The sequence below is a fragment of the Sphingomonas sp. GC_Shp_6 genome, from assembly GCF_026540835.1.
GTDB lineage: Bacteria > Pseudomonadota > Alphaproteobacteria > Sphingomonadales > Sphingomonadaceae > Sphingomonas.
This window is the reverse complement of record NZ_JALNUO010000003.1, coordinates 298,891-318,730: the sequence shown is the minus strand read 5'-3', so window position 1 is coordinate 318,730 and position 19,840 is coordinate 298,891. Positions and strand designations below refer to the sequence as shown.

The window sequence follows — 19,840 nt, the reverse complement described above, 5'->3', positions numbered from 1 at the left end:
CAGGCCTGCCTTCGCAGTCGGTACAGGCCCTTCGACAAGCTCAGGGCGAACGGAGCAAGATCAAGTTCAACTCTACCCGCCGAGCAGCGTCATGTACGCATCGAGCACCTTCTGGTTGGCGCTGTCCCACCGAAAGCCGGCGGCGCGGGCATGGCCGGCTTCGCCCATCGCCCGGCGCAGCGCGGGTTCGGCGATGATCCGGCCGATCGCTTCGGCATAGGCTTCGGTGTCGCGCGGCGGCACGAGGAAGCCGGTGACGCCGTCCTCGACCAGATCGACCGCGCCCGTCGCGCGCGCGGCCACCACCGGCACGCCCGCCGCCATCGCCTCGGACGTTACCTGGCCCCAGGTCTCGGTGATGCTGGGGTTGAACAGGATGTCCATCGAGGCGACCGCACGGCCCAGATCGTCGCCGCGCTGGAAGCCGGCGAAGGCGGCGTCGGGCACGCGCTCGGCGAACCAATCGCGCGCCGGCCCTTCGCCGATCACCAGCACGCGGTGCGCGATGCCGCGCGCGCGCAGCGCGGTCGTCACGTCGGCGAAGACGTCGAGCCCCTTTTCCAGCACCAGCCGCCCGAGAAAGCCGATCGCGATCTCGTGATCGGCGATGCCCAGCGAGCGCCGCCATTCGAGGCTGCGCGCCTGCGGATTGAAGCGATCGTGATCGACACCGCGCGGCCACAGATCGGCGGGCGTCGTCACGCCCCATTCGCGGATCAGCGCGGTGACCGAAGGGGTCGGCACCAGCAGGCGATCCGCACGGCCGTAGAATCGTTTCAGGATCCACAGGATCGCCGGCTCGACGAAGCCGATGTTGAGCGGGCCGATATGATAATAGCGAAAATACGTCTCGAAGCGGGTGTGGACCGAGGCGATCGAGGCGATGCCGTGCGTGCGCGCATAGGTGAGCGCGCCGTGCCCCAGGAATTCGGGCGCCGAGACATGGATGATGTTGGGCGCGAACGCCTCCAGATCGGCGCGGGTCTCCTTGGGGAAATAGCGGCCGAGCTTGTATTCGCCGCGGCCGGGGAAGGAGAAGCCCGGCACCTTCACCAGATCGCCCGTCGGTGCGAAGGCGGGCTTGTTCGTGGTCGGCGAATAGACGCGGACGTTCACCCCGCGCGACAGCAGATAGCCGACGAGCAGGTTCTGCGCCTGGTTCGCGCCGTCCCGCACGTAATTGTAGTTGCCGCTGAACAGGGCCACGCGGAGATCGGTCGGCTGCATCGCGGCGCGTTAGCGGGGAGGGCCGGCAAACGCCATCCCCCCGCCCGACCGGGATTGATGTTCCCCAATCGTTCTCCTACAATGGCGTCATGGCGAAGCCCCAGAAACGGTATGTGTGCCAGGCGTGCGGTTCGGTCGCGTCGCGCTGGGCGGGGCAATGCGGCGATTGCGCCGAATGGAACACGATGGTGGAGGAGGCGAACACCGCCGCCACGCCCTTCCACGCCAAGCACAATCTTCAGACCGGGGGCCGGGCGATCCAGCTCGTCGGGCTGGATGCGGACATCGCGCTGCCCGATCGGATGGCGACCGGGATCGCCGAACTCGATCGGGCGCTGGGCGGCGGCTTCGTCGAGGCGTCCGCCACGCTGATCGGCGGCGATCCCGGCATCGGCAAATCGACCCTGTTGTTGCAGGCGGCGGCGAAAATGGCGCTGTCGGGCCTGCGCGTGGCCTATGTCTCGGGCGAGGAGGCGGCGGATCAGGTGCGGTTGCGCGCGCGGCGGCTGGGGCTCGGCAGCGCCCCGGTGCAGCTCGCCGCGGCCACATCGACGCGCGATATCTTGACGACGCTGTCGCAGGGCCAGCCGCCCGCATTGCTGGTGATCGATTCGATCCAGACGATGCATTCGGACCTGATCGAGGGCGCGCCCGGCACGGTCAGCCAGGTGCGCGCCTCGGCGCAGGAGCTGATCCGCTTCGCCAAGGAGCGTGGCACCGCCGTCGTGCTGGTGGGGCATGTGACCAAGGACGGCAGCATCGCGGGGCCCCGCGTGCTCGAGCATATGGTCGACACCGTTCTCAGCTTCGAGGGCGAGCGCAGCCACCAATATCGCATCCTGCGCGCGATCAAGAACCGGTTCGGCGGGACGGACGAGATCGGCGTCTTCGCGATGGCGACCGAGGGGCTGACCGAGGTCGCCAACCCCTCGTCGCTGTTCCTCACGCACCGCGACGAGAGCGTGACGGGGATGACGGTGTTTCCCGCGCTGGAGGGCACGCGCCCGGTGCTGGTCGAGATCCAGGCGCTGACGGTGCGCCTCGCAAGCGGGGCGACGCCCAGGCGCGCGGTGGTCGGCTGGGATTCGGGGCGCCTCGCCATGATCCTCGCGGTGCTGGAGGCGCGGTGCGGGCTGAGCTTTTCGGCGTGCGAAGTGTATCTGAACATCGCGGGCGGCTACCGCGTGCAGGATCCCGCCGCCGATCTGGCGGTGGCGGCGGCGTTGATCTCGGCGTTGAGCGAGCGGCCGGTGCCGATCGATTCGGTGGCGTTCGGCGAAGTCGCGCTGTCGGGCGAGATCCGGCCGGTGGCGCATGGGCCGTTGCGGATGAAGGAGGCGGCCAAGCTCGGCTTCGAACGCGCGCTGGTGCCCGCGGCGGTGGCCAGCGGCAAGGCGGACCTGACGCTGACGGGGTTTCGCACGCTGGCGAGCTTCGTCGATCATATGCTCGGGCGGGGGTGAGTGGGGGCGTACGGCGACTGTGCCATCCGCCCGGTCCGCATGGCGGCACGAAGGGGGCGGGTTCACGCTGTGCGTGAGCCCATTCTTCCTAATGGTGTTCAATGGCGGCCTGATCGGAAAAGTTAGCGGCCATCATGATCGTCTCCCAACTGGGCCCCGGCCTTCGCCGGGGAACAAGGGAGAAACGGGGTGAGGATCGCTCCGGCGCCCGTCAGCTTCCCATTCCGAACCTGTTCCCCGGCGAAGGCCGGGGCCCAGTTGGGCGAGGGTACTTATAGAGACCCGCCATTCGTCGTGCACGATCCCGCCCATCGACACGAACAGGATGAAATCGCGCCGACGCCCCGACCGCCCCCTTCCACGCGCACACTAGCGATTGTCCGTCCGCATCCCTATTCCAGCGGGCATGAACCTCACCGCCCTCGACATCATCGTGCTCATCGCGGTCGCAGGGGCAGCGATCATGGGGCTGGTGCGCGGGTTCGTGACGGAGGTGCTGTCGCTCTTCGCGTGGATCGCGATCGTCGCCGCGCTGAAGCTGTTCCACATCAGCCTCGCTCTGGCCTTGACGCACGTCGTCGGCACGCCGTCGGGCGCGGCGGTGCTCGCCTTCGCGATCATCGCCGGCGGCTGCTATATCGGCGGTCGTCTGGTGGCGAGCGCGATCGGACGGCGGACGCGCACCTCGATCCTGGGGCCGGTCGATCGCGCGCTCGGCTTCGGCTTCGGTGCGCTGAAGGGGCTGATCCTCGCCAGCCTCGTCTTCCTGCTGGCCACGCTGGTGATCGACACGGTCGGCGGCGGCGCGGCGCGGCGGCCGCTCTGGATGACCGCGTCGCGCACCTATCCGCTGCTCAACGCGACGAGCGCGGGTATCGCCGATTTCGTCGATCGCCGCCGCCACGGGCTCCCCGTCTTCGGCGCGCGCCCATTGCCTGCCAATCCCGATAATATGAGCGAGCCGACGCGATGAGCACGCCGCTCTACAATGCCGAGATCCTGCGGCTCGCCGCCACGATCCCGTATCACGAACGGCTGGCGGCACCGATGGCCACCGCGGAGCGGCGATCGCCGATCTGCGGCAGCCGGGTGACGGTGGACGTCGCGCTGGATGCGGAGGGGCGCGTGAGCGCGGTGGGGCTGCTGGTGCGCGCCTGTGCGCTGGGCCAGGCCGCGTCGTCGCTGCTGGCCGCGAACATCCTGGGCCGCACGCCCGAGGAACTCGCCGCGGCGCGCGACGCGCTGACCGCATGGCTGGCGCGCGAAGGCGAGGCGCCCGTCTGGCCGGGGCTCGGCGTGTTCGAACCCGCGCTGGACTATACCGCGCGCCACCCCTCGATCCGGCTGGCCTTCGAAGCCGCCGCAGACGCCGCCGACGCCGCGCGGGGGCCGCGCTGATGGGGCACACCGTCTCGACGTTGCGCGACGGTGTGGTCCTGCTGGGCTTCGCGCTCGGATCGGTGCTGCTGTTCCGCCGGCTGGGGCTCGGGCAGGTGCTGGGCTTCCTGGTCGCCGGTGCGATCGTCGGGCCGCACGTGCTGGGCCTGGTCGGCGATGCCGAACAGAAGATGGGGATCGCCGAACTCGGCATCACGCTGCTGCTGTTCCTCGTCGGGCTCGAACTCTCGCCCTCTCGCTTATGGGCGATGAAGCAGGATATCCTGGGCGTCGGACTGCTTCAGGTGGTGGCATGCGGGCTGGCGGTGGCGGGCGTGGTGTTCGGCCTGGCGCATGTCTCGCCCTCCGCCGCGCTCGCGCTCGGCTTGCCGCTGGCGCTGTCGTCCACCGCGCAGGTGCTGCCGATGCTGCAATCGGCGGGCCGGCTGCGCACCCCGTTCGGCGAACGGGCGTTTTCGATCCTGCTGTTCCAGGATCTCTCGATCGTGCCGCTCATCACGATCGTCGCCGCGCTCAGCCGCGCGCCGGCGGATGCCAGCGCGCCGCCGGGATGGCTGCTCGCCCTGTACACGGTGGGCGCGATCGCCGGGCTGGTGCTGGCCGGGCGGTTCCTGCTGCGGCCGCTGTTCACGCTGATCGGCGTGCTCGGCGAGCGCGAGATGTTCATCTTCGCCGGACTGTTCACCGTGATCGCGAGCGCGGCGGTGATGGAGGCGCTGGGGCTTTCCACCGCGCTCGGCGCGTTCGTCGCGGGCGTGATGCTGGCCGACAGCCCCTATCGCCACGAGCTCGAGGCCGATGTCGACCCGTTCCGCTCGATCCTGCTCGGGCTGTTCTTCCTGGCGGTCGGCATGATGCTCGATCTTCACGCCATCGCCGAGCGGCCGTTCTTCGTCGTCGGCATGGCGCTCGCGCTGATCGCCACCAAGACGCTCATCATCTTCGCGATCGGAAAGGCGTTCCGGATGCCGTGGCGCGGCGCGCTGGCGCTCGGGCTGTTGCTGAGCCAGGGGGGCGAGTTCGGCTTCGTCCTGTTCGCCCAGGCGCAGGCGGCGATGCTGATCGAACCGCAGGCCGCCAGCCTGTTCGGCGCGGTGGTCACGCTGTCGATGGCGACGACGCCGTTCCTGATGGGCGTGACGCGCCGCTTCCGTGCCGAGCCCGTGAAGGACGGCGCGGGGCTGGCCACGCCGAGCAACGACGGCGCGAGCGCGATCGTGATCGGCTATGGCCGCTTCGGGCAGACGGTGTCGCGCATGCTCCAGCTTCAGCGCATTTCGGTGACGCTGATCGACACCGATACCGACATGATCGAGACGGCGGGCACGTTCGGCGCGAAGGTCTATTATGGCGATGGCACGCGGATGGATCTGCTCCGCCAAGCGGGCGCGGCGGATGCGGCGCTGCTGCTGTTCTGCATCGACGGCGACGTGATCGACGCCGAGATGCTGGCCGGGGTGAAGGCGGCGTTTCCCGATGCCGCAGTGTTCGTGCGCGCCTATGACCGGCGCAGCATGATGCGGATGGCGGGTGCCCCGATCGCCGGCGCGGTGCGCGAGGTGTTCGAATCGGCGGTGTGCATGGGGCGGCTGGCGCTCGACGCGCTGGAGGTGGACGGCGACGATATCGACCGCACCGAGGCGGAGTATCGCAAGGCCGATGCCGAACGGCTGCGGTTGCAGAGCGACAGCGGCGATCTGCGCGCGGGCATCGAGACGCTGACCGCCGAGATGAAGGATGCGCGCGCATGAACCTGCTGATGATCCTCGCCGCGCTGTCGGGCGCGATGGCGGTCGCGGCGGGGGCGTTCGGCGCGCATGGCGCGAGCGGGGCGGCGGCCGACTGGCTGAAGACCGGCGGCCATTACCAACTGATCCACGCCGTCGCCGCGCTGGTCGCGATCCGGATGGAGGCGCGCGGGGCGGCGTGGCTGTTCGTCGGCGGCGGCTTCGTCTTTGCGACGACTTTGTACCTGATGGCGATCGGCGCGCCGCGCTGGCTTGGCGCGGTGACGCCGATCGGGGGCGCCTTGCTGATCGGCGGCTGGCTGTGGCTGGCGTGGCGCGCGCGGGGGTAGGGGCCGGCGACGATATGGCAATGGCTGGAGGTGGTGGTTAGCCGTCCGTATGCTTTTGGATCAGTTGGTACAAAGACCGGACCTGCGGAACACGAATAAACTGGGGGGTGGGATCAAAGGTCGGCTGCCACATACCGAAGCTATTGGCGCCGTTGAACCAGCTTCCTGATGCTCCAAACCGAATAGTACCCGATCCGTCCGATCGCTCATGGAGTTCCAAAGAGGGTAGACGATTGATGTCGAGCGATTTCACACTTGATCCGTTTGCTCCCCTTGCAATGAGGACGCGCTTGTTCGTCACGAAGTAGGCTGTTCTCTTTCTAAGATAAATATCCACAAAGAAACGACCAACTGTCACGTAGAGGCCGGCAATCAAAAAAGGCAAGCCAAACAGCTTAAAGGATAAGTCCGCATTGGTCGTCCAAACGCTCGTATTCCAGAACAGCGCGAATCCGCCCCACACAAGGCTGAACGGGATCAAGAAGACTTCAATCGGACGAAGAACAAGTCCAGAATATGGCCTCCCCTCCCAGACAATCTGTTCGCCGGAAAGCAACTGTCTCTTCGCACCGTCTGTCATAGGCTCCCCCTCCGTTGGCACTGCCACGCCGGCAACGATGGATGCTTATAGGGCTGTTGAGGACCACGCGGAATGGCCGCAATTGGGCGTAAGCGGTCCTTGCGTCGCCTCGGTCACACACCGGCACCATAAACGGCGCCGCTCTCGAACTCAGCGTTTCCGGCGGCACGCATCCGAGCAATAGACGACGCTTTCCCAGTCCCGCGCCCATTTCTTGCGCCAGGCGAACGGGCGTTCGCAGGCGGGGCAGGTCTTGGTCGGGAGGTTGGCCTTGGCGACGCCGTTCGGCATCAGCGTGGCTGGGCGTCGAGGAACGCCGCGACATCGGCCAGATCGACGCCGCGATCGAGGACGGTGCCGCCGATCCCGCGCGCGAGGAGGAAGGGCAGCGTGCCGGCGTCCATCTTCTTGTCGTGGCGCATGTGATCGACGAGCCGCGCGCCGCTCGCGGCGATGCCGGTGGCGGCGAGGCCGTCGGGCAGCCCCACCTCGCGCATATGCGCCGCCACCCGCGCCGCGTCGGCGTCCGGGCAAAGCCCCTGCGCGGCGGAAAAGGCGAAGGCGAGCGCGCAGCCCGCCGCGACGCCCTCGCCATGAATCAGCGTGCCGTCGAAGCCGGCCTCCGCCTCCAGCGCATGGCCGAAGGTGTGGCCGAGGTTGAGCAGCGCGCGCGTGCCGTTGGTCTCGTGCTCGTCGGCGGCGACGATCCGCGCCTTGGCCGCGACGCTGTGCGCGATCGCCCGTTCGCGCAGATCCTCGTCGCCCGCCAGCAGCGCCGCGCCGTTCGCCTCGCACCAGGCGAAAAAGGGCGCATCGTCGATCAGGCCGTATTTGACGACCTCGGCATAGCCCGCGCGCAATTCGCGGGGCGGCAGCGTGTCGAGCACGGCGGGATCGATCAGCACCATCACCGGCTGGTGGAAGGCACCGATCAGGTTCTTGCCCGCGCGCGTGTTGATCGCGGTCTTGCCGCCGACAGACGAATCGACCTGGGCCAGCAGGGTGGTCGGAATCTGCACGAAGCGGCAACCGCGCTTCAGGATCGCGCAGGCGAAGCCGACCAGATCGCCGATGACCCCGCCGCCAAGCGCGATCACGTGATCGCCGCGCTCGATCCCGAGTTCGAGCAGCCGGTCGCACAGCGTTTCCAGCACGCTCCAGCTCTTGGTGGCCTCGCCCGGCGCCAGCACGATCGCCTCGCTGGCGATATCCTCTTCGGCGAGCGCCGCCTGGAGCGTGGCCAGATGCGGCAGGACGTTCGAATCGGTCACGATCGCCACGCGCCGGCCCTGGAGCAGCGGCGCGAGCAGGTCGCCCGCGATCGTCAGCAGCCCGGTTTCGATATGGATCGGATAGCTGCGCTCGCCGAGCGAAACGGTAACGGTCTTCATCGGCCGATGGCTTTCATGATGGCGGCGACGGTCGCCTCGTGCGGCGTGCGCTGGCTGGCGACATGGATGGGGGCCAGCGCATAGACCGGATCGCGGACGCGGGCGAGTTCGCGCAGCACCACGCGCGGATCGCGCCCGCGCAGCAGCGGCCGCGTGTCACGCCGCGCGACGCGGTCGGCCAGCACATCGGGATGCGCGCTCAGCCACACCGCGGTCGCCTGTTCGAGGATCAGCGCGCGCGTTTCGGGGTGGAGAAACGCGCCGCCGCCGGTGGCGATCACCTTGGGCCGGCCGTCGATCAGCCGCGCGATCACCCGCCGCTCGCCGTCGCGGAAATAGGCTTCGCCGAAGCGTTCGAAGATCTCGGTCACGCTCATGCCCGCGGCGCGCTCGATCTCGTGATCGGCATCGACGAAGGCGAGGCCCAGGCGCACCGCGAGCCGGCGGCCGACGGTCGTCTTGCCGACGCCCATCAGGCCGACGAGCACGATCGGCTTGCCCTTTTCGGGCGGCGGAGCGTCTGGGGGCGGGGCGGGGCTGGCCGCCTGGGGATCGTGGCTTTGCAACATCGAGCCTCGCGCTATACAGCGACCATGCGGGTTCGCCAAAAGCTTGCGCGTCCGTGCAACATGTAAGGTTCGTCCATGTCCCGCCTCGTCCTGACCATCGCCGTCCTCGCCGTCATCGTGATCGGAGGGATGGTCCTCCTGGCCGGGCGCACGACCGAGCGGCCGCAGACGCATGTGGAAAAGGCCGTCGCGCTTGCGAACCTCCAATAAGGCGCTGATCGGCGGCCTGGGCCTCGCGCTCGCCGCGGCCGCCGCTTATCCCGCGATCGGGCAGCAACGCCCCGAATCGATCCTGCCGCCCGGTTTCGGCGAGCCCGCGCCCGCCCCGCGTGCGACCGCGGCCGCGCCGCGCGCACCCGGTTCCGCAGGCCCCGCGCCGCGGCCGAGCGGTGCTGCGCCTATAGCGGGTGCGTCGCCCGTGTCGGCGACGGTGCAGCCGCTGCCGGTGGACACGCCCGGCGCGACGCCGACGCCCACCCCGACGCCGACCCCGCCGGATGCGCGCGTGCTCGCCGAATATGAGCTGCCCGCCTCCGCGCGGCGCTCGCTCGCGCTGGTGGGGGCGGCGGGGCCGGCCGAGGGCGGGCTCGCCGCGGATACGTTCGGCGAGGCCGACGGGCGCATGGTCGAGATGCTGATGCGGCGGCTGTCCGCGCCGCTGCCGTCGCGCTGGATGTCCATCCTGCTGCGGCGCGCGCTGGTCTCCAGCGTGGCGACGCCGCCGCATGTGAACGGCGCCGATTTCGCCGCCGAACGCGCATGGCTGTTGCTGCGGATGGGCGAATCGGTCGCGGCGCGCGCGGTGGTTCAGGGCGTCGACGACGCAAATTATACGCCCAAATTGCTGCAGGTGGCGATGAACGCCGAGCTGGCGAACGGCGATCCCGCGGGCCTGTGCCCGCTCGCCGATGCCGGCGTACGGATCGGCCATGAGGGCGGCTGGACGCTGGCGCAGGCGATGTGCGCCGGGCTTGCGGGTCAGTCGGCGCGCGGCACCGCGCTGTTCGCCGCGGCCCGGCGCCACCACGTCGCGGGCGGCGTGGACCTGTTGCTCGCGCAGAAGGTGCTCGGCATCGGCGGCCAGGGTCGCCAGGCGGTGACGATCGAATGGGACGGCGTCGACCGGCTGACCGCGTGGCGCTTCGGCCTCGCCACCGCCACGGGCGTCGCCATCCCCGATTCGCTCTATGCAGGGGTGGGGCGGCAAGTGACCTATTGGCGCGCGCTGTCGCCCGGCGTGCCGCTGAACGACCGGATCGCGGCCGCGGAGGCGGCGGCGGCGCAGGGCGTGCTGTCGAGCGCGGCGCTGATCGACCTTTATGGCGCGGTGGACGCAGCGAATGATTCGCCGAGCGCCGCGGATGCGACCGCGCAGGATCTTCAGACCGCCTATGCGGGCGCGAGCCCGGACGCGCGCGCCGCCGCGCTCCGGCAATTATGGGGCAATGCGGACGCCCGCATCCCTTATGCCCGGATGGTGCTGACCGCGCGTGCGGCCGGGCTGGTGATGCCCGCCGCCAACGATGCGGATGCCGCGACGCTGATCGCGGCGATGCTGTCGGCCGGGCTCGATCGCACCGCGCTGCGCTGGCAGGGCTATGTGCCGCAAGGGAGCGATGCCTGGGCGATGCTCGCGCTGGCCGATCCCGAGGGGCGGACGGTGAGCTATCGCGACTTGAACGGCTATGCCGGCAAGGGCGATGCCGTGCTGAAGCGGCGGATGTTCTTCGCCGGCATGGCGGGGCTCGGGCGCGTCGCGCCGGCGGATGTGGAACGCGCCGCCGAATCGCTCGACGTGAAGATCGGGGCGGAAAACGCCTGGACTGCGGCGCTCGATCGCGCCGCGCGTGCCGGCCAGCCGGGCACCGTCGCGCTGCTGGCGGCGATCGGGATGCAGACGGGCGACTGGCGCGGCGTGCCGCCCCAGGCGCTGTATCGCATCGTCGGCGCGCTGCGCGCCGTCGGGCTGGAGGGCGAGGCGCGGATGATCGCGGCCGAGGCGATTGCACGGGTCTGATGGCCGGATGAGCGCAGGCGGCGGCGACCGCGCGCTCGTCGACCGCTTTCTCGAGATGCTCGCGGCGGAGGCCGGCGCCGCGGCGAACACGATCGCCGCTTATCGCAGCGACTTGATGCTCGCGTCCGAGGTGCTGGGCGGCCGGCTGGGCGAGGCGGATGCCGCGATGCTCGGGCGGGTGGCGGAGGAATGGCGCGCGCTGGCCACCGCCACCGTCGCGCGCAAATCGGCGGCGCTGCGGCGCTTCTACGCCTTTCTGGCCGACGAGGGGTTGCGCGCGGACGATCCCGGCGCCGCGTTGCCGCGGCCGGGTGCGGGGCGTTCCTTGCCCAAGGTGCTGAGCCGCGCCGACGTCGATTCGCTATTCACCGCGATCGATGCTCGGCTGGCGCGTGCGATTCCGGATCCGAACGACCTGCGGCTCGCCGCACTGATCGAGCTGCTCTACGGATCGGGCCTGCGCGCGAGCGAACTCGTCGGCCTGCCGCGCGGCGCGGTGCATCCCGACAAGCCGTTCCTGATCGTGCGCGGCAAGGGCGGGCGCGAACGGCTGGTGCCGATCTCGGACCGCGCCCGCGCCGCGGTGGCGGCCTGGCGCGAGGCGAGCGACGCGGCCAATCCCTGGCTGTTTCCCTCCGGCAAGGGTCATCTGTCGCGCGTGCGGCTTCACCAGATCGTCAAGGCGTTGGGCGCGGACGCCGGGATCCCGCCCGATCGGATCAGCCCGCACGTGCTGCGCCATGCCTTTGCCACGCATCTGCTGGCGGGCGGCGCGGATCTGCGCGCGCTGCAGACGATGCTCGGCCATGCCGATATCGCGACCACCGAGATCTACACGCATGTCGATGCGAGCCGGCTGGTCGAGCTGGTCAACACCCGGCACCCGCTCGCCGAGATGGGCCCCCGCGTTGACGCCGCGCGCGGCCCGACCTAACCGAACCGTCATGGCAAGCTTCCTCGACTTCGAGAAACCGATCGCCGAGCTTCAGGGCCGGATCGACGAACTGCGCGATACCGCGGCGGACGGCAGCGTGGATATCGCCGCCGACATCGCGCGGCTCCAGGCGAAATCCGACAAGCTGCTGAAGGACACCTTCGCCAGGCTGACGCCGTGGCAGAAGACGCAGGTGGCGCGGCATCCCGAGCGCCCGCATTTCAAGGATTATGTCGCCGGGCTGTTCGACGAGTTCGTGCCGCTGGCGGGCGACCGCGCCTTTGGCGACGATCAGGCGATCCTCGGTGGCTTCGCCACGCTCGATGGGCGCAAGCTGATGGTGATCGGCCATGAAAAGGGCGACGACACCGCCAGCCGGCTTCGCCACAATTTCGGCATGGGCAAGCCAGAGGGCTATCGCAAGGCGATCCGGCTGGTGGCGCTGGCGGACCGGTTCGGGCTGCCGATCGTGACGCTCGTCGATACCTCGGGCGCGTTTCCCGGCATCCAGGCCGAGGAGCGCGGCCAGGCCGAGGCGATCGCGCGCTCGACCGAAGCGTGCCTCAACGCGGGCGTTCCCGTGGTCGCGGCGATCGTGGGCGAGGGTGGATCGGGTGGCGCGGTGGCGCTCGCCGCGGGCAACCGCGTGCTGATGTTCGAACACGCGGTCTATTCGGTCATCAGCCCGGAGGGTTGTGCCTCGATCCTGTGGCGTACCGCGGACAAGGCGCCCGAGGCGGCGGAGGCGATGCGCGTCACCGCCCAGGATCTGAAGGCGTTCGGCGTGATCGACACGATCGTGCCCGAACCCTTGGGCGGCGCGCACCGCGCACCGGCGGCGGCGATCGCCTCGCTCGGCGCGGCACTGAGCGCGACGCTCGGCGAACTGAGCGGTCAGAGCGCACAGCAATTGCGGCAGGGCCGGCGCGAGAAGTTTCTGGCGATGGGCCGGCTGTAACGCTTTCGCGCGCGACGAAGAGGCGCACGCACGACGAAAAGGGGCGGCGGAACCAGGTTCCGCCGCCCCCTCGCGTTTTCGATCGTCGGGTAAGGCTTACGTGGCCTTCATGTTCGACGAAACGTTGTTGAAGGTCGTCTGGAGCTTGTTGCCCAGGCCCTGCATCGCGGCAATCGCGGCAACCGCGATGAGTGCGGCGATCAGGCCGTATTCGATGGCGGTCGCGCCCTTCTTGTTACCAAAAACCTTGCGGATCATCTGCATACCGGTCTCCATGTCTTGAAAGCTTCAGTCACCCGGCTGAACCGGTGAACCGGAGCAGCACCGAAAGAATTAGGCCTCGACGGTTGATAAAGGCTTAAATCCAGCGGGTATTTTTACCGCGGCGTCACGGCGCTCACCCGCGCGCTGGTGTTGTTCCACATGCCGCTGGTGACGGTGCCCACGCCGCCGATCGCGGCGATCACGCCGACGACGATCAGCGCGGCGATGAGGCCATATTCGATGGCCGTCGCGGCGCGGGAATCGCGTACCAGGCGCGACACCGTGCAAATCACGGCCTTTACGGATGGACGCGTCGGTTTCATGAAAGCCGGGTTAGTGGCATGGGGTTAACGAATGTCTTCCATCGCCGTCGCCACGCCGCTGATCCTGCCCGTTTGCGCCGCCGCGCTGGTGGATGCGGACGGCCGCGTGCTGTTGCAGCAACGCCCCGCGGGCAAGTCGCTGGCTGGTCTATGGGAATTCCCGGGCGGCAAGATCGAGGCCGGGGAAACGCCCGAGCAGGCGCTGATCCGCGAGCTGGAGGAGGAACTGGCGATCACCGTGCCCTGCGCGTGCCTGGCGCCGGCGGCGTTCGCCAGCGCGCCGCTCGGCGATCGTCACCTGCTGCTGCTGCTGTTCGTCACGCGCAAATGGACCGGCGTCCCGCGCGCGCTGGAAGCGGCGGCGCTGCGCTGGGTGCGCCCGGCCGAGATGCACGCGCTGCCGATGCCCCCCGCCGACCGCCCGCTGATCGGGCTGCTCGACGCACAGCTTTGACAACGCGGCACTTTGCGAACTGGGGAGGGGCCCCTATGATCGGTGGCCCGGCACGATCCTGGTGTCGGGCACGCGATGCGGAAGATGCCCATGCGAGCTGACGAACATATCCCGCCGGTGGCATCCACCGGCATCGAGGGGCTGGACCGGATCCTGGGCGGCGGCATCACGCCCCACCGCATGTATCTGGTGGAAGGCACGCCGGGCACGGGCAAGACGACTTTGGGCCTGGGCTTTCTCTTGGCCGGTGCCGCCGCGGGCGAGTCCGGCCTCTATATCACGCTCGCCGAAACCGAGATCGAGCTGCGCGCCGTCGCCGCGACGCACGGGTGGACGCTGGATTCGATCGAACTGTTCGAGATGGTGCCGGCCGACGGGCTGGGCGAGGATCAGGAACAGACGCTGCTTCACCCGAGCGAGGTCGAACTCGGCGAGACGGTGCGCGACATCATGGACAAGGTGGACGCCGCCAAGCCCAAGCGCATCGTGATCGACAGCCTGTCCGAACTGCGGCTGCTCGCGCAAAGTGCGATCCGCTACCGGCGGCAGATCCTGGCGTTGAAGCATTTCTTCTCGACACGTGAAGTGACCGTGCTGATCCTCGACGACAAGAGCGCGTCGGGCGGGGACCTGCAGCTCCACAGCATCGCACACGGGGTGGTGTCGCTCGAACAGACGCTGTCCGGCTTCGGGGCGCAGCGACGACGGCTGCATGTCATGAAGATGCGCGGCCTGCGCTATCGTGGCGGCTATCATGATTTCGAGATCGAGCGCGGCGGATTGCGGGTCTATCCGCGGCTGGTCGCGGCGCGCCATGACGGCAGCTCGCTTGCCGATCCGGTGTCCACGGGATCGGGTCAGCTCGACCTGCTGATGGGCGGCGGGCTGGTTCCGGGAACCGCCACGCTGCTGACCGGGCCTGCGGGCATCGGCAAGACCACCGCCGCGGTCCAGTGCATGCTGGCGGCGCTGAAACGCGGCACGAAGGCGGCGTATTTCCTGTTCGACGAACGCCTGCCGACGCTGTTGAAGCGAAGCGCGGCGCTTGGCCTCGATCTCCAGCCGCATATCGACAGCGGCCAGTTGACGATCCGCGCGATCGATCCGGCCGAGATGTCGCCCGGCGAATTCGCCGGCGCGGTGTGCAGCGCGGTCGAGAAGGACGGCGTACGGATGGTCGTGATCGACAGTCTCAACGCCTATCTGCAATCGATGCCGAGCGAACAGTTTCTGGTGCTCCAGATGCACGAGATGCTCACCTATCTGGGGCAGCAGGGGGTGGTCAGCATGCTGATCCTCGGGCTTCACGGCGTCACCGGCGATGTCCGGCAGGACGTGGATCTCAGCTATCTCTCCGACACCGTGGTGCAGCTCCGCTTCTTCGAGGCCTTGGGCGAGGTGCGCCAGGCGATCTCGGTCATCAAGACGCGCACCGCGCCGCACGAGCGCACGATCCGCGAGTTTCAGATCGGCAAAGAAGGGCTGCAGGTCGGGGAAGCGCTGCGGGATTTTCAAGGCATCCTGACCGGCGTTCCGACCTTTTCGGGAGAGGGCACGACGCTGATGCGCCATCGGCCGGGATCGTTCGCCGGGAATGGCTGAGATGGAAGACCGCATCCTCATCCTGGCGCCGCGCGGGCGGGACGCCGCCATCGCCGCCAAGCTGCTCGGGCGGCACGGTATGGCCGCGATGGTCTGCAAGGATCAAGCGGAGTTGATCGCGGCCGCTGAGGCGGGGGCGGGGATGATCCTGCTGACCGAAGAGGCGCTCGCGATCGGCGATCCGGCCGCGCTCACCGCCTGGGTGGCGGCTCAACCCACCTGGTCGGACATTCCCTTCATCGTGCTCGCCAACGGCGCCGCGGCGCCGCGTACCGAGGCCGCCACGAAGCGCCTCGCGGAGCTGGGCAACGTCGTGCTGTTGCAGCGTCCCCTTCATGCCGAGGCGATGCTGGGTGCGGTCCTGTCGTCGCTGAAGGCACGGCGTCGGCAATATGAGGTGCGCGATGCCGCCGAGACGCTCGAGCGCGCGGTGCTCGATCGCACCGCCGAACTGGCGGCCGCGCGCGAAAGTCTCGAGATCGCGCTCGACGCGGCCGGGATGGGCAGCTGGGACATCGACTTCCGCACCGGGGACGCACGCCGGACGCCGCGGCACGACGAGATCTTCGGCTATGCCAAGCCGGTGGCGCAGTGGAGCGTCGAGACGTTCCTCGCCCATGTCGATCCGGCGCAGCGTCCGGGTATCGAGGAGGCGTTCGGCAAGGCGCTCCTGTCTGGCGCGCTCGACGTGGAATGCGCGATCCTGGCGGCGGACGGCACCAGCCGCTGGATCGCGGCGAAGGGCCGCGTCCGGTATGATCCGGACGGCGAGCCGCTGCGGATGGCGGGGGTGGTGTCCGACGTGACGGACCAGAAAGAGGCCGACGCCCAGCTCGCCCAGGCGCAGAAGATGGACGCCATCGGCCAGCTCACGGGCGGCGTGGCGCATGATTTCAACAATCTGCTGACTCCCATCGTGGGCAGCCTCGATCTGCTCCGCCGTCGCCACAAGGACGACGAGAAGACGCAGCGGATGGTGGGCGGCGCGCTGCAGGCGGCCGAACGCGCCGCGACGCTGACGCAGCGGCTGCTCGCCTTCGCCCGCAAACAGGCGCTCCAGCCGCGGGCGGTGGATGTCGGTGCGCTGATCGACGGGATCGTCGATCTCGTCCGGCGCTCGCTCGGCCCCACGATCGCCGTCGTGCTCGAAGTGCCGCGCCACCTGCCGTCGGCGCGGGTCGATCCGAACCAGCTCGAGCTGGCGCTGCTGAACCTGGCGATCAACGCCCGCGATGCCATGCCGGGCGGCGGACGGCTTCTCCTGTCGGTGGCGGAGGTCGCGGTCGACGAGCGCAATCCGCTGAACCTGAAGGGCGGCCGCTATGTCCGGCTGATCGCCGAGGACAACGGCACCGGCATGGACCGCGCGACGCTGGCGCGTGCGACCGAGCCGTTCTTCTCGACCAAGGGTGTCGGCAAGGGGACGGGTCTCGGCCTGTCGATGGTCCATGGGCTCGCCGCGCAATCCGGCGGCATTCTCCACCTGCGCAGCGAGCCCGGGGCGGGCACCGCGGTCGAACTCTGGCTACCCGCCACCGACGAGGTGGCCAACGACGCCGCGCGCAAGGCGAGCGACCCCGCACCCGCGCGGCGGGCGGCCCGGATCCTGCTGGTGGACGACGAGGAGCTCGTCCGGTCCGCCACCGCGGATATGTTGCGCGATCTCGGCTATGTCGTGGTGGAGGTGGGCTCGGCGAGCCAGGCGCTGTCGGCGCTTCGATCCGGAATCGAGGCGGACGTGCTGGTCAGCGATTATCTGATGCCGGGCATGACGGGCGGCGAACTGATCGGCGAGCTGCGCTCCATCGGCATGCGCATCCCCACCTTGCTCGTGACGGGCTATGCCGCGACCGGGGAGGACGTGCCCGACGACGTCGTCCGGCTCGGCAAGCCGTTCCGCCAGGTGGACCTCGCCGACAAGGTGGACGAGCTCCTTCGCCAGCGTCCGGCCAATGGGCGGCGGCTGAGGGTGGTGGAATGATCCGGGCGGGAGACCGGCCGACGGCATCGCGCCGTTGCTGGCCGATCTCCCGTCGGCGGCCTCAGAACTTGTAGGCCGCGGTGATCGTGGCATGCCGGCCGAAGATCGGCCGTCCCAGGAAATAGCCGTTCTGATTGGCCGCCCCGACGGTCCGCACATTGCCTTCGGTCAGCGCGAGCGTGTTGGTCACGTTCTCGCCGGTGGCCTGGATCGAGAAGCGATCGTTGATGTCGAGCGAGCCGCCAAGATCGACCGTGTTGTAGCTGCCGAGCCGCTGCTGGTTCTCCAGATCGGCGAAGCGGTCGCCGATATGGGTGAAGGTGCCGAACAACCGCGCCTGACCCCAGCCCGTGCGGAAGGTGTAGGACGGGATGGCCGCGATCTGGAACCGGGGTTGGCGGTTGACGTCGTTGCCCGAATTGGTGCCGAAATCGACGAACTTGCCGTTCTGCACCACGCCCCGCACGGCGAGCTGGGCCCCCGCGACCGGCCGCACCGCGCCTTCGAATTCGAGGCCATAGGCGCGCGATCCGCCGAACTGGACGACGTTCTGCTCCACGCCATTGATGATCCGGATGTCCTGGAACACGAGATTGTGGAAGCGATTGTAGAAGCCGGTAAGATAAAGGTCGTACAGATGCGTCGCCGTCTTCAGGCCGGCTTCGTACTGGTCCGCGACCTGCGGCTTGATGTTCTGGATCGCGGTCGCATTGCCACGAAGATCGTCGAACTGCGGAAGCAACGCACCATGGTTGGCGCGCACGAAACCGTTCAGATGGTCTCCGAACGCATAATCCGCGCCGGCCGTCCAGCTCACTTGCGTCTTCGTGTAGCGCGCGTCGGAGAAGGTGCCGTTCAGATAGGTGGCGCCGTTGTTGTACGCGGTCAGCGGATTGTTATCGAGATCGCCGGTGGAGCTGTTCTCGTAATGGTCGGTCAGAATGGTGTGCTCGACGCGGACGCCGCCGTCGAGCCGCAACTGCCCGATCTTCCACTCGTCGCTGACATAGCCCGCGACGTTGTCGCTGCGGTAATAGGCGTTGACGTCATAGCTGTTCGCGCTGGTGAAGCCGTTGCGGGTCAACTGGGTGCCGTTGACGAGCGTCGCGTTCAGCACCCGCGCCTGCGGCTCGAGCGCCAGCAGGATGTTGTTGCCGAGATTCCACACGTCATGATCGTTCACATGCGCATAATAGCCGCCGAGCGTCAGCGTGTTGCCCGCGAACAGCTGCTTGGAGATCTTCAGTTCGTCGGTGAAGCTCTCGATATGCTTTTGGACGGACCAGATGCCCGCCTGGATGGTCTGCTGGCCGGGCGTCAGCGCCACGCCGCTGTCGGCATAGGTCACGGTGCCCGCGCCGCCCGAGGCCGCGAGATAGGCCGCGACGGTCTGCGGGTTGCTGCCGGTGAACAGCGCGGACGTATCGGCCGTGCCCCTGGTGTAGTTCACGTTGTTCTGGACTTGTACGAAGCCCAGATCATAGTTGAACGTGCTGCCGAAGGTGTAGAGATGCGCGCCGCGTCCGTTCGACAGATCGACCTGCTTCTTCTGGGTCGCGCCGCCGTTGATGGCTGGCCCGGTTTCGATCATCGTGGTCTCGATCTCGCGGCCGACCAGCGTGTCGGTGCGGGCGTCGAAGCCGGCGAAGGTCTGGAAGCCGCTGCCGTTCTGGACGAGCGGCATCGGCGTGTAGAAGGCGTCCTTGTCGCCGAGATAGCGGCCATAGACCGTGAGCTTGCCCGCGCCGAAATCATGCGTGATGCTGCCCGTCACCTGACCGCCGAGATCGCCCGTGAAGCCGGTGTGACGGAAACCGTCCGAATAGCGGTAGAAACCGCCGAGCATGTACGTGGTGTTGGCGTCGATCGGCCCTTGGGCGACCGCATCCAGCCGGTACGTCCCCTCGGTGCCATAGGTCGTGCGCAACGAGAGCTGCGGATCCTGCGTGCCCGTCTTCAGGATGAAGTTGGTGGTGGCGCCGGGCTGGCCGTTGGCGAAGATCGGGCTGGGGCCGCCGCGCAGCACCTCCACGCGCTCGACCGTGTCGTCCAGGCGAAAGACCGAGCTGTCCTCCAGGAACGACAGCGACGAGGGCTGGATGATCGGAGAGCCGTTCATCTCGACCGTCAGGAAGGGCGCGTCGCCGGTCGACGGGAAGCCGCGGATGAAGACGTTCGCGCCGGCCTGGCCGCCCGAACTCTCGACCCACAGGCCGGGCACGATCTTGAGCAGATCCGCCGTCGACGTGGGCTGGACCTCGCGGATCTGCTCGGCGGTGGCGGTCGAGATCGAATAACTCGCATCGAGCTTGCGCAGGCCCTCGCGATTGGGGGTGCCGGTCACGACGATGTCGTCGGGGGTCGCATCCGGCTGTGCGGCCTGGGCCGATGGCGCCTGAGACGAAGCGTCGGCAGGCGCGGTCTGCGCGACCGCCGGGACGGACAGCATCGCCGAGCCGCAAAGCAGCCCCGCGATCACATGCGTGAAATTCATGGCCTTCATCCACCCTCTCCCTGTCGAACGGGCACGCTTGCCTCGCCGGATTTGGGTTAGATGCGTTTGAAACGCATTTCAATATTCTTTTCATGCCTTTGTACGGAT

At 68.6% G+C, this 19,840-nt stretch carries 20 protein-coding genes; 12 read left to right on the top strand and 8 right to left on the bottom strand.

Annotated elements, in window-relative coordinates; all coding sequences use genetic code 11:
• Positions 1–72: 72 nt before the first annotated feature.
• Positions 73–1,227, bottom strand: coding sequence for a glycosyltransferase family 1 protein (locus tag OXQ95_RS05995; protein WP_267380581.1), 1,155 nt, complete (start codon positions 1,225–1,227; stop codon positions 73–75).
• A gap of 89 nt (positions 1,228–1,316) precedes the next feature.
• Here OXQ95_RS05995 and radA point away from each other — a divergent pair, with 89 nt between their 5' ends.
• From radA to OXQ95_RS05970, 5 genes are all read left to right on the top strand, one after another.
• Positions 1,317–2,690, top strand: a complete 1,374-nt coding sequence (gene radA / locus OXQ95_RS05990; protein WP_242095328.1) for a DNA repair protein RadA — start codon at positions 1,317–1,319, stop codon at positions 2,688–2,690.
• A 406-nt stretch (positions 2,691–3,096) separates the two neighbouring features.
• A complete protein-coding gene (locus OXQ95_RS05985; RefSeq protein WP_267380580.1) occupies positions 3,097–3,663 on the top strand; it encodes a CvpA family protein in 567 nt (188 codons plus the stop codon).
• On the top strand, positions 3,660–4,088 hold the full coding sequence (locus OXQ95_RS05980) for an iron-sulfur cluster assembly scaffold protein (RefSeq protein ID WP_267380579.1): 429 nt from the start codon (positions 3,660–3,662) through the stop codon (positions 4,086–4,088). Before OXQ95_RS05985 ends, OXQ95_RS05980 begins: the two co-directional genes overlap by 4 nt.
• The gene (locus tag OXQ95_RS05975) at positions 4,088–5,839 is read left to right on the top strand and encodes a cation:proton antiporter (RefSeq protein ID WP_267380578.1); all 1,752 of its coding nucleotides are present in this window, start codon (positions 4,088–4,090) and stop codon (positions 5,837–5,839) included. Before OXQ95_RS05980 ends, OXQ95_RS05975 begins: the two co-directional genes overlap by 1 nt.
• Positions 5,836–6,165 (top strand): DUF423 domain-containing protein, encoded by a 330-nt coding sequence (locus OXQ95_RS05970; RefSeq protein ID WP_267380577.1) that lies wholly within the window; start codon positions 5,836–5,838, stop codon positions 6,163–6,165. Before OXQ95_RS05975 ends, OXQ95_RS05970 begins: the two co-directional genes overlap by 4 nt.
• 37 nt (positions 6,166–6,202) lie before the next feature.
• Here OXQ95_RS05970 and OXQ95_RS05965 read toward each other — a convergent pair whose 3' ends face one another.
• The 4 genes from OXQ95_RS05965 to OXQ95_RS05950 form a co-directional block, all read right to left on the bottom strand.
• Complete coding sequence (locus OXQ95_RS05965) at positions 6,203–6,745, bottom strand: hypothetical protein (RefSeq protein ID WP_267380576.1); 543 nt, start codon at positions 6,743–6,745, stop codon at positions 6,203–6,205.
• Positions 6,746–6,895: 150 nt separating this feature from the next.
• Complete coding sequence (locus OXQ95_RS05960) at positions 6,896–7,036, bottom strand: DUF2256 domain-containing protein (protein ID WP_267380574.1); 141 nt, start codon at positions 7,034–7,036, stop codon at positions 6,896–6,898.
• Positions 7,036–8,136 carry a 3-dehydroquinate synthase gene (gene aroB, locus OXQ95_RS05955; protein WP_267380572.1) on the bottom strand — a complete coding sequence of 367 codons (1,101 nt, stop codon included), beginning with the start codon at positions 8,134–8,136 and terminating at the stop codon, positions 7,036–7,038. Before aroB ends, OXQ95_RS05960 begins: the two co-directional genes overlap by 1 nt.
• Entirely contained in the window at positions 8,133–8,705 is a 573-nt protein-coding gene (locus OXQ95_RS05950) for a shikimate kinase (protein WP_242095335.1), read from the bottom strand. Before OXQ95_RS05950 ends, aroB begins: the two co-directional genes overlap by 4 nt.
• Before the next feature lie 75 nt (positions 8,706–8,780).
• On the opposite strand from OXQ95_RS05950, the gene OXQ95_RS05945 reads away from it, so the two are divergent.
• The 4 genes from OXQ95_RS05945 to OXQ95_RS05930 are packed head-to-tail and all read left to right on the top strand — an operon-like array spanning position 8,781 to position 12,614.
• Positions 8,781–8,915, top strand: coding sequence for a hypothetical protein (locus OXQ95_RS05945; RefSeq protein WP_267380570.1), 135 nt, complete (start codon positions 8,781–8,783; stop codon positions 8,913–8,915).
• Positions 8,899–10,722, top strand: a complete 1,824-nt coding sequence (locus tag OXQ95_RS05940) for a hypothetical protein (RefSeq protein WP_267380568.1) — start codon at positions 8,899–8,901, stop codon at positions 10,720–10,722. The genes OXQ95_RS05945 and OXQ95_RS05940 overlap by 17 nt, the downstream gene beginning before the upstream one ends.
• Positions 10,723–10,729: 7 nt before the next feature.
• Complete coding sequence (locus OXQ95_RS05935) at positions 10,730–11,656, top strand: tyrosine recombinase (RefSeq protein WP_242095337.1); 927 nt, start codon at positions 10,730–10,732, stop codon at positions 11,654–11,656.
• 10 nt (positions 11,657–11,666) lie between these two features.
• Positions 11,667–12,614 carry an acetyl-CoA carboxylase carboxyltransferase subunit alpha gene (locus tag OXQ95_RS05930; protein ID WP_242095338.1) on the top strand — a complete coding sequence of 316 codons (948 nt, stop codon included), beginning with the start codon at positions 11,667–11,669 and terminating at the stop codon, positions 12,612–12,614.
• A gap of 96 nt (positions 12,615–12,710) precedes the next feature.
• Here OXQ95_RS05930 and OXQ95_RS05925 read toward each other — a convergent pair whose 3' ends face one another.
• Both OXQ95_RS05925 and OXQ95_RS05920 read right to left on the bottom strand, forming a co-directional pair.
• The gene (locus OXQ95_RS05925) at positions 12,711–12,878 is read right to left on the bottom strand and encodes a Flp family type IVb pilin (protein WP_242095339.1); all 168 of its coding nucleotides are present in this window, start codon (positions 12,876–12,878) and stop codon (positions 12,711–12,713) included.
• Between the two features lie 113 nt (positions 12,879–12,991).
• A complete protein-coding gene (locus OXQ95_RS05920; protein WP_242095340.1) occupies positions 12,992–13,159 on the bottom strand; it encodes a Flp family type IVb pilin in 168 nt (55 codons plus the stop codon).
• A gap of 73 nt (positions 13,160–13,232) precedes the next feature.
• Here OXQ95_RS05920 and OXQ95_RS05915 point away from each other — a divergent pair, with 73 nt between their 5' ends.
• The 3 genes from OXQ95_RS05915 to OXQ95_RS05905 all read left to right on the top strand — a co-directional run bounded on the left by OXQ95_RS05915 (position 13,233) and on the right by OXQ95_RS05905 (position 17,238).
• On the top strand, positions 13,233–13,655 hold the full coding sequence (locus OXQ95_RS05915) for a (deoxy)nucleoside triphosphate pyrophosphohydrolase (protein ID WP_267380567.1): 423 nt from the start codon (positions 13,233–13,235) through the stop codon (positions 13,653–13,655).
• Between the two features lie 90 nt (positions 13,656–13,745).
• Positions 13,746–15,257, top strand: a complete 1,512-nt coding sequence (locus tag OXQ95_RS05910; RefSeq protein WP_267380566.1) for an ATPase domain-containing protein — start codon at positions 13,746–13,748, stop codon at positions 15,255–15,257.
• A gap of 1 nt (position 15,258) precedes the next feature.
• Positions 15,259–17,238, top strand: coding sequence for a hybrid sensor histidine kinase/response regulator (locus tag OXQ95_RS05905; protein WP_267380565.1), 1,980 nt, complete (start codon positions 15,259–15,261; stop codon positions 17,236–17,238).
• A gap of 61 nt (positions 17,239–17,299) precedes the next feature.
• On the opposite strand, the gene OXQ95_RS05900 is transcribed toward OXQ95_RS05905, so the two are convergent.
• Positions 17,300–19,741: a TonB-dependent receptor gene (locus OXQ95_RS05900; RefSeq protein ID WP_267380564.1), complete on the bottom strand. Its 2,442-nt coding sequence runs from the start codon at positions 19,739–19,741 to the stop codon at positions 17,300–17,302.
• Positions 19,742–19,840 lie beyond the last annotated feature (99 nt).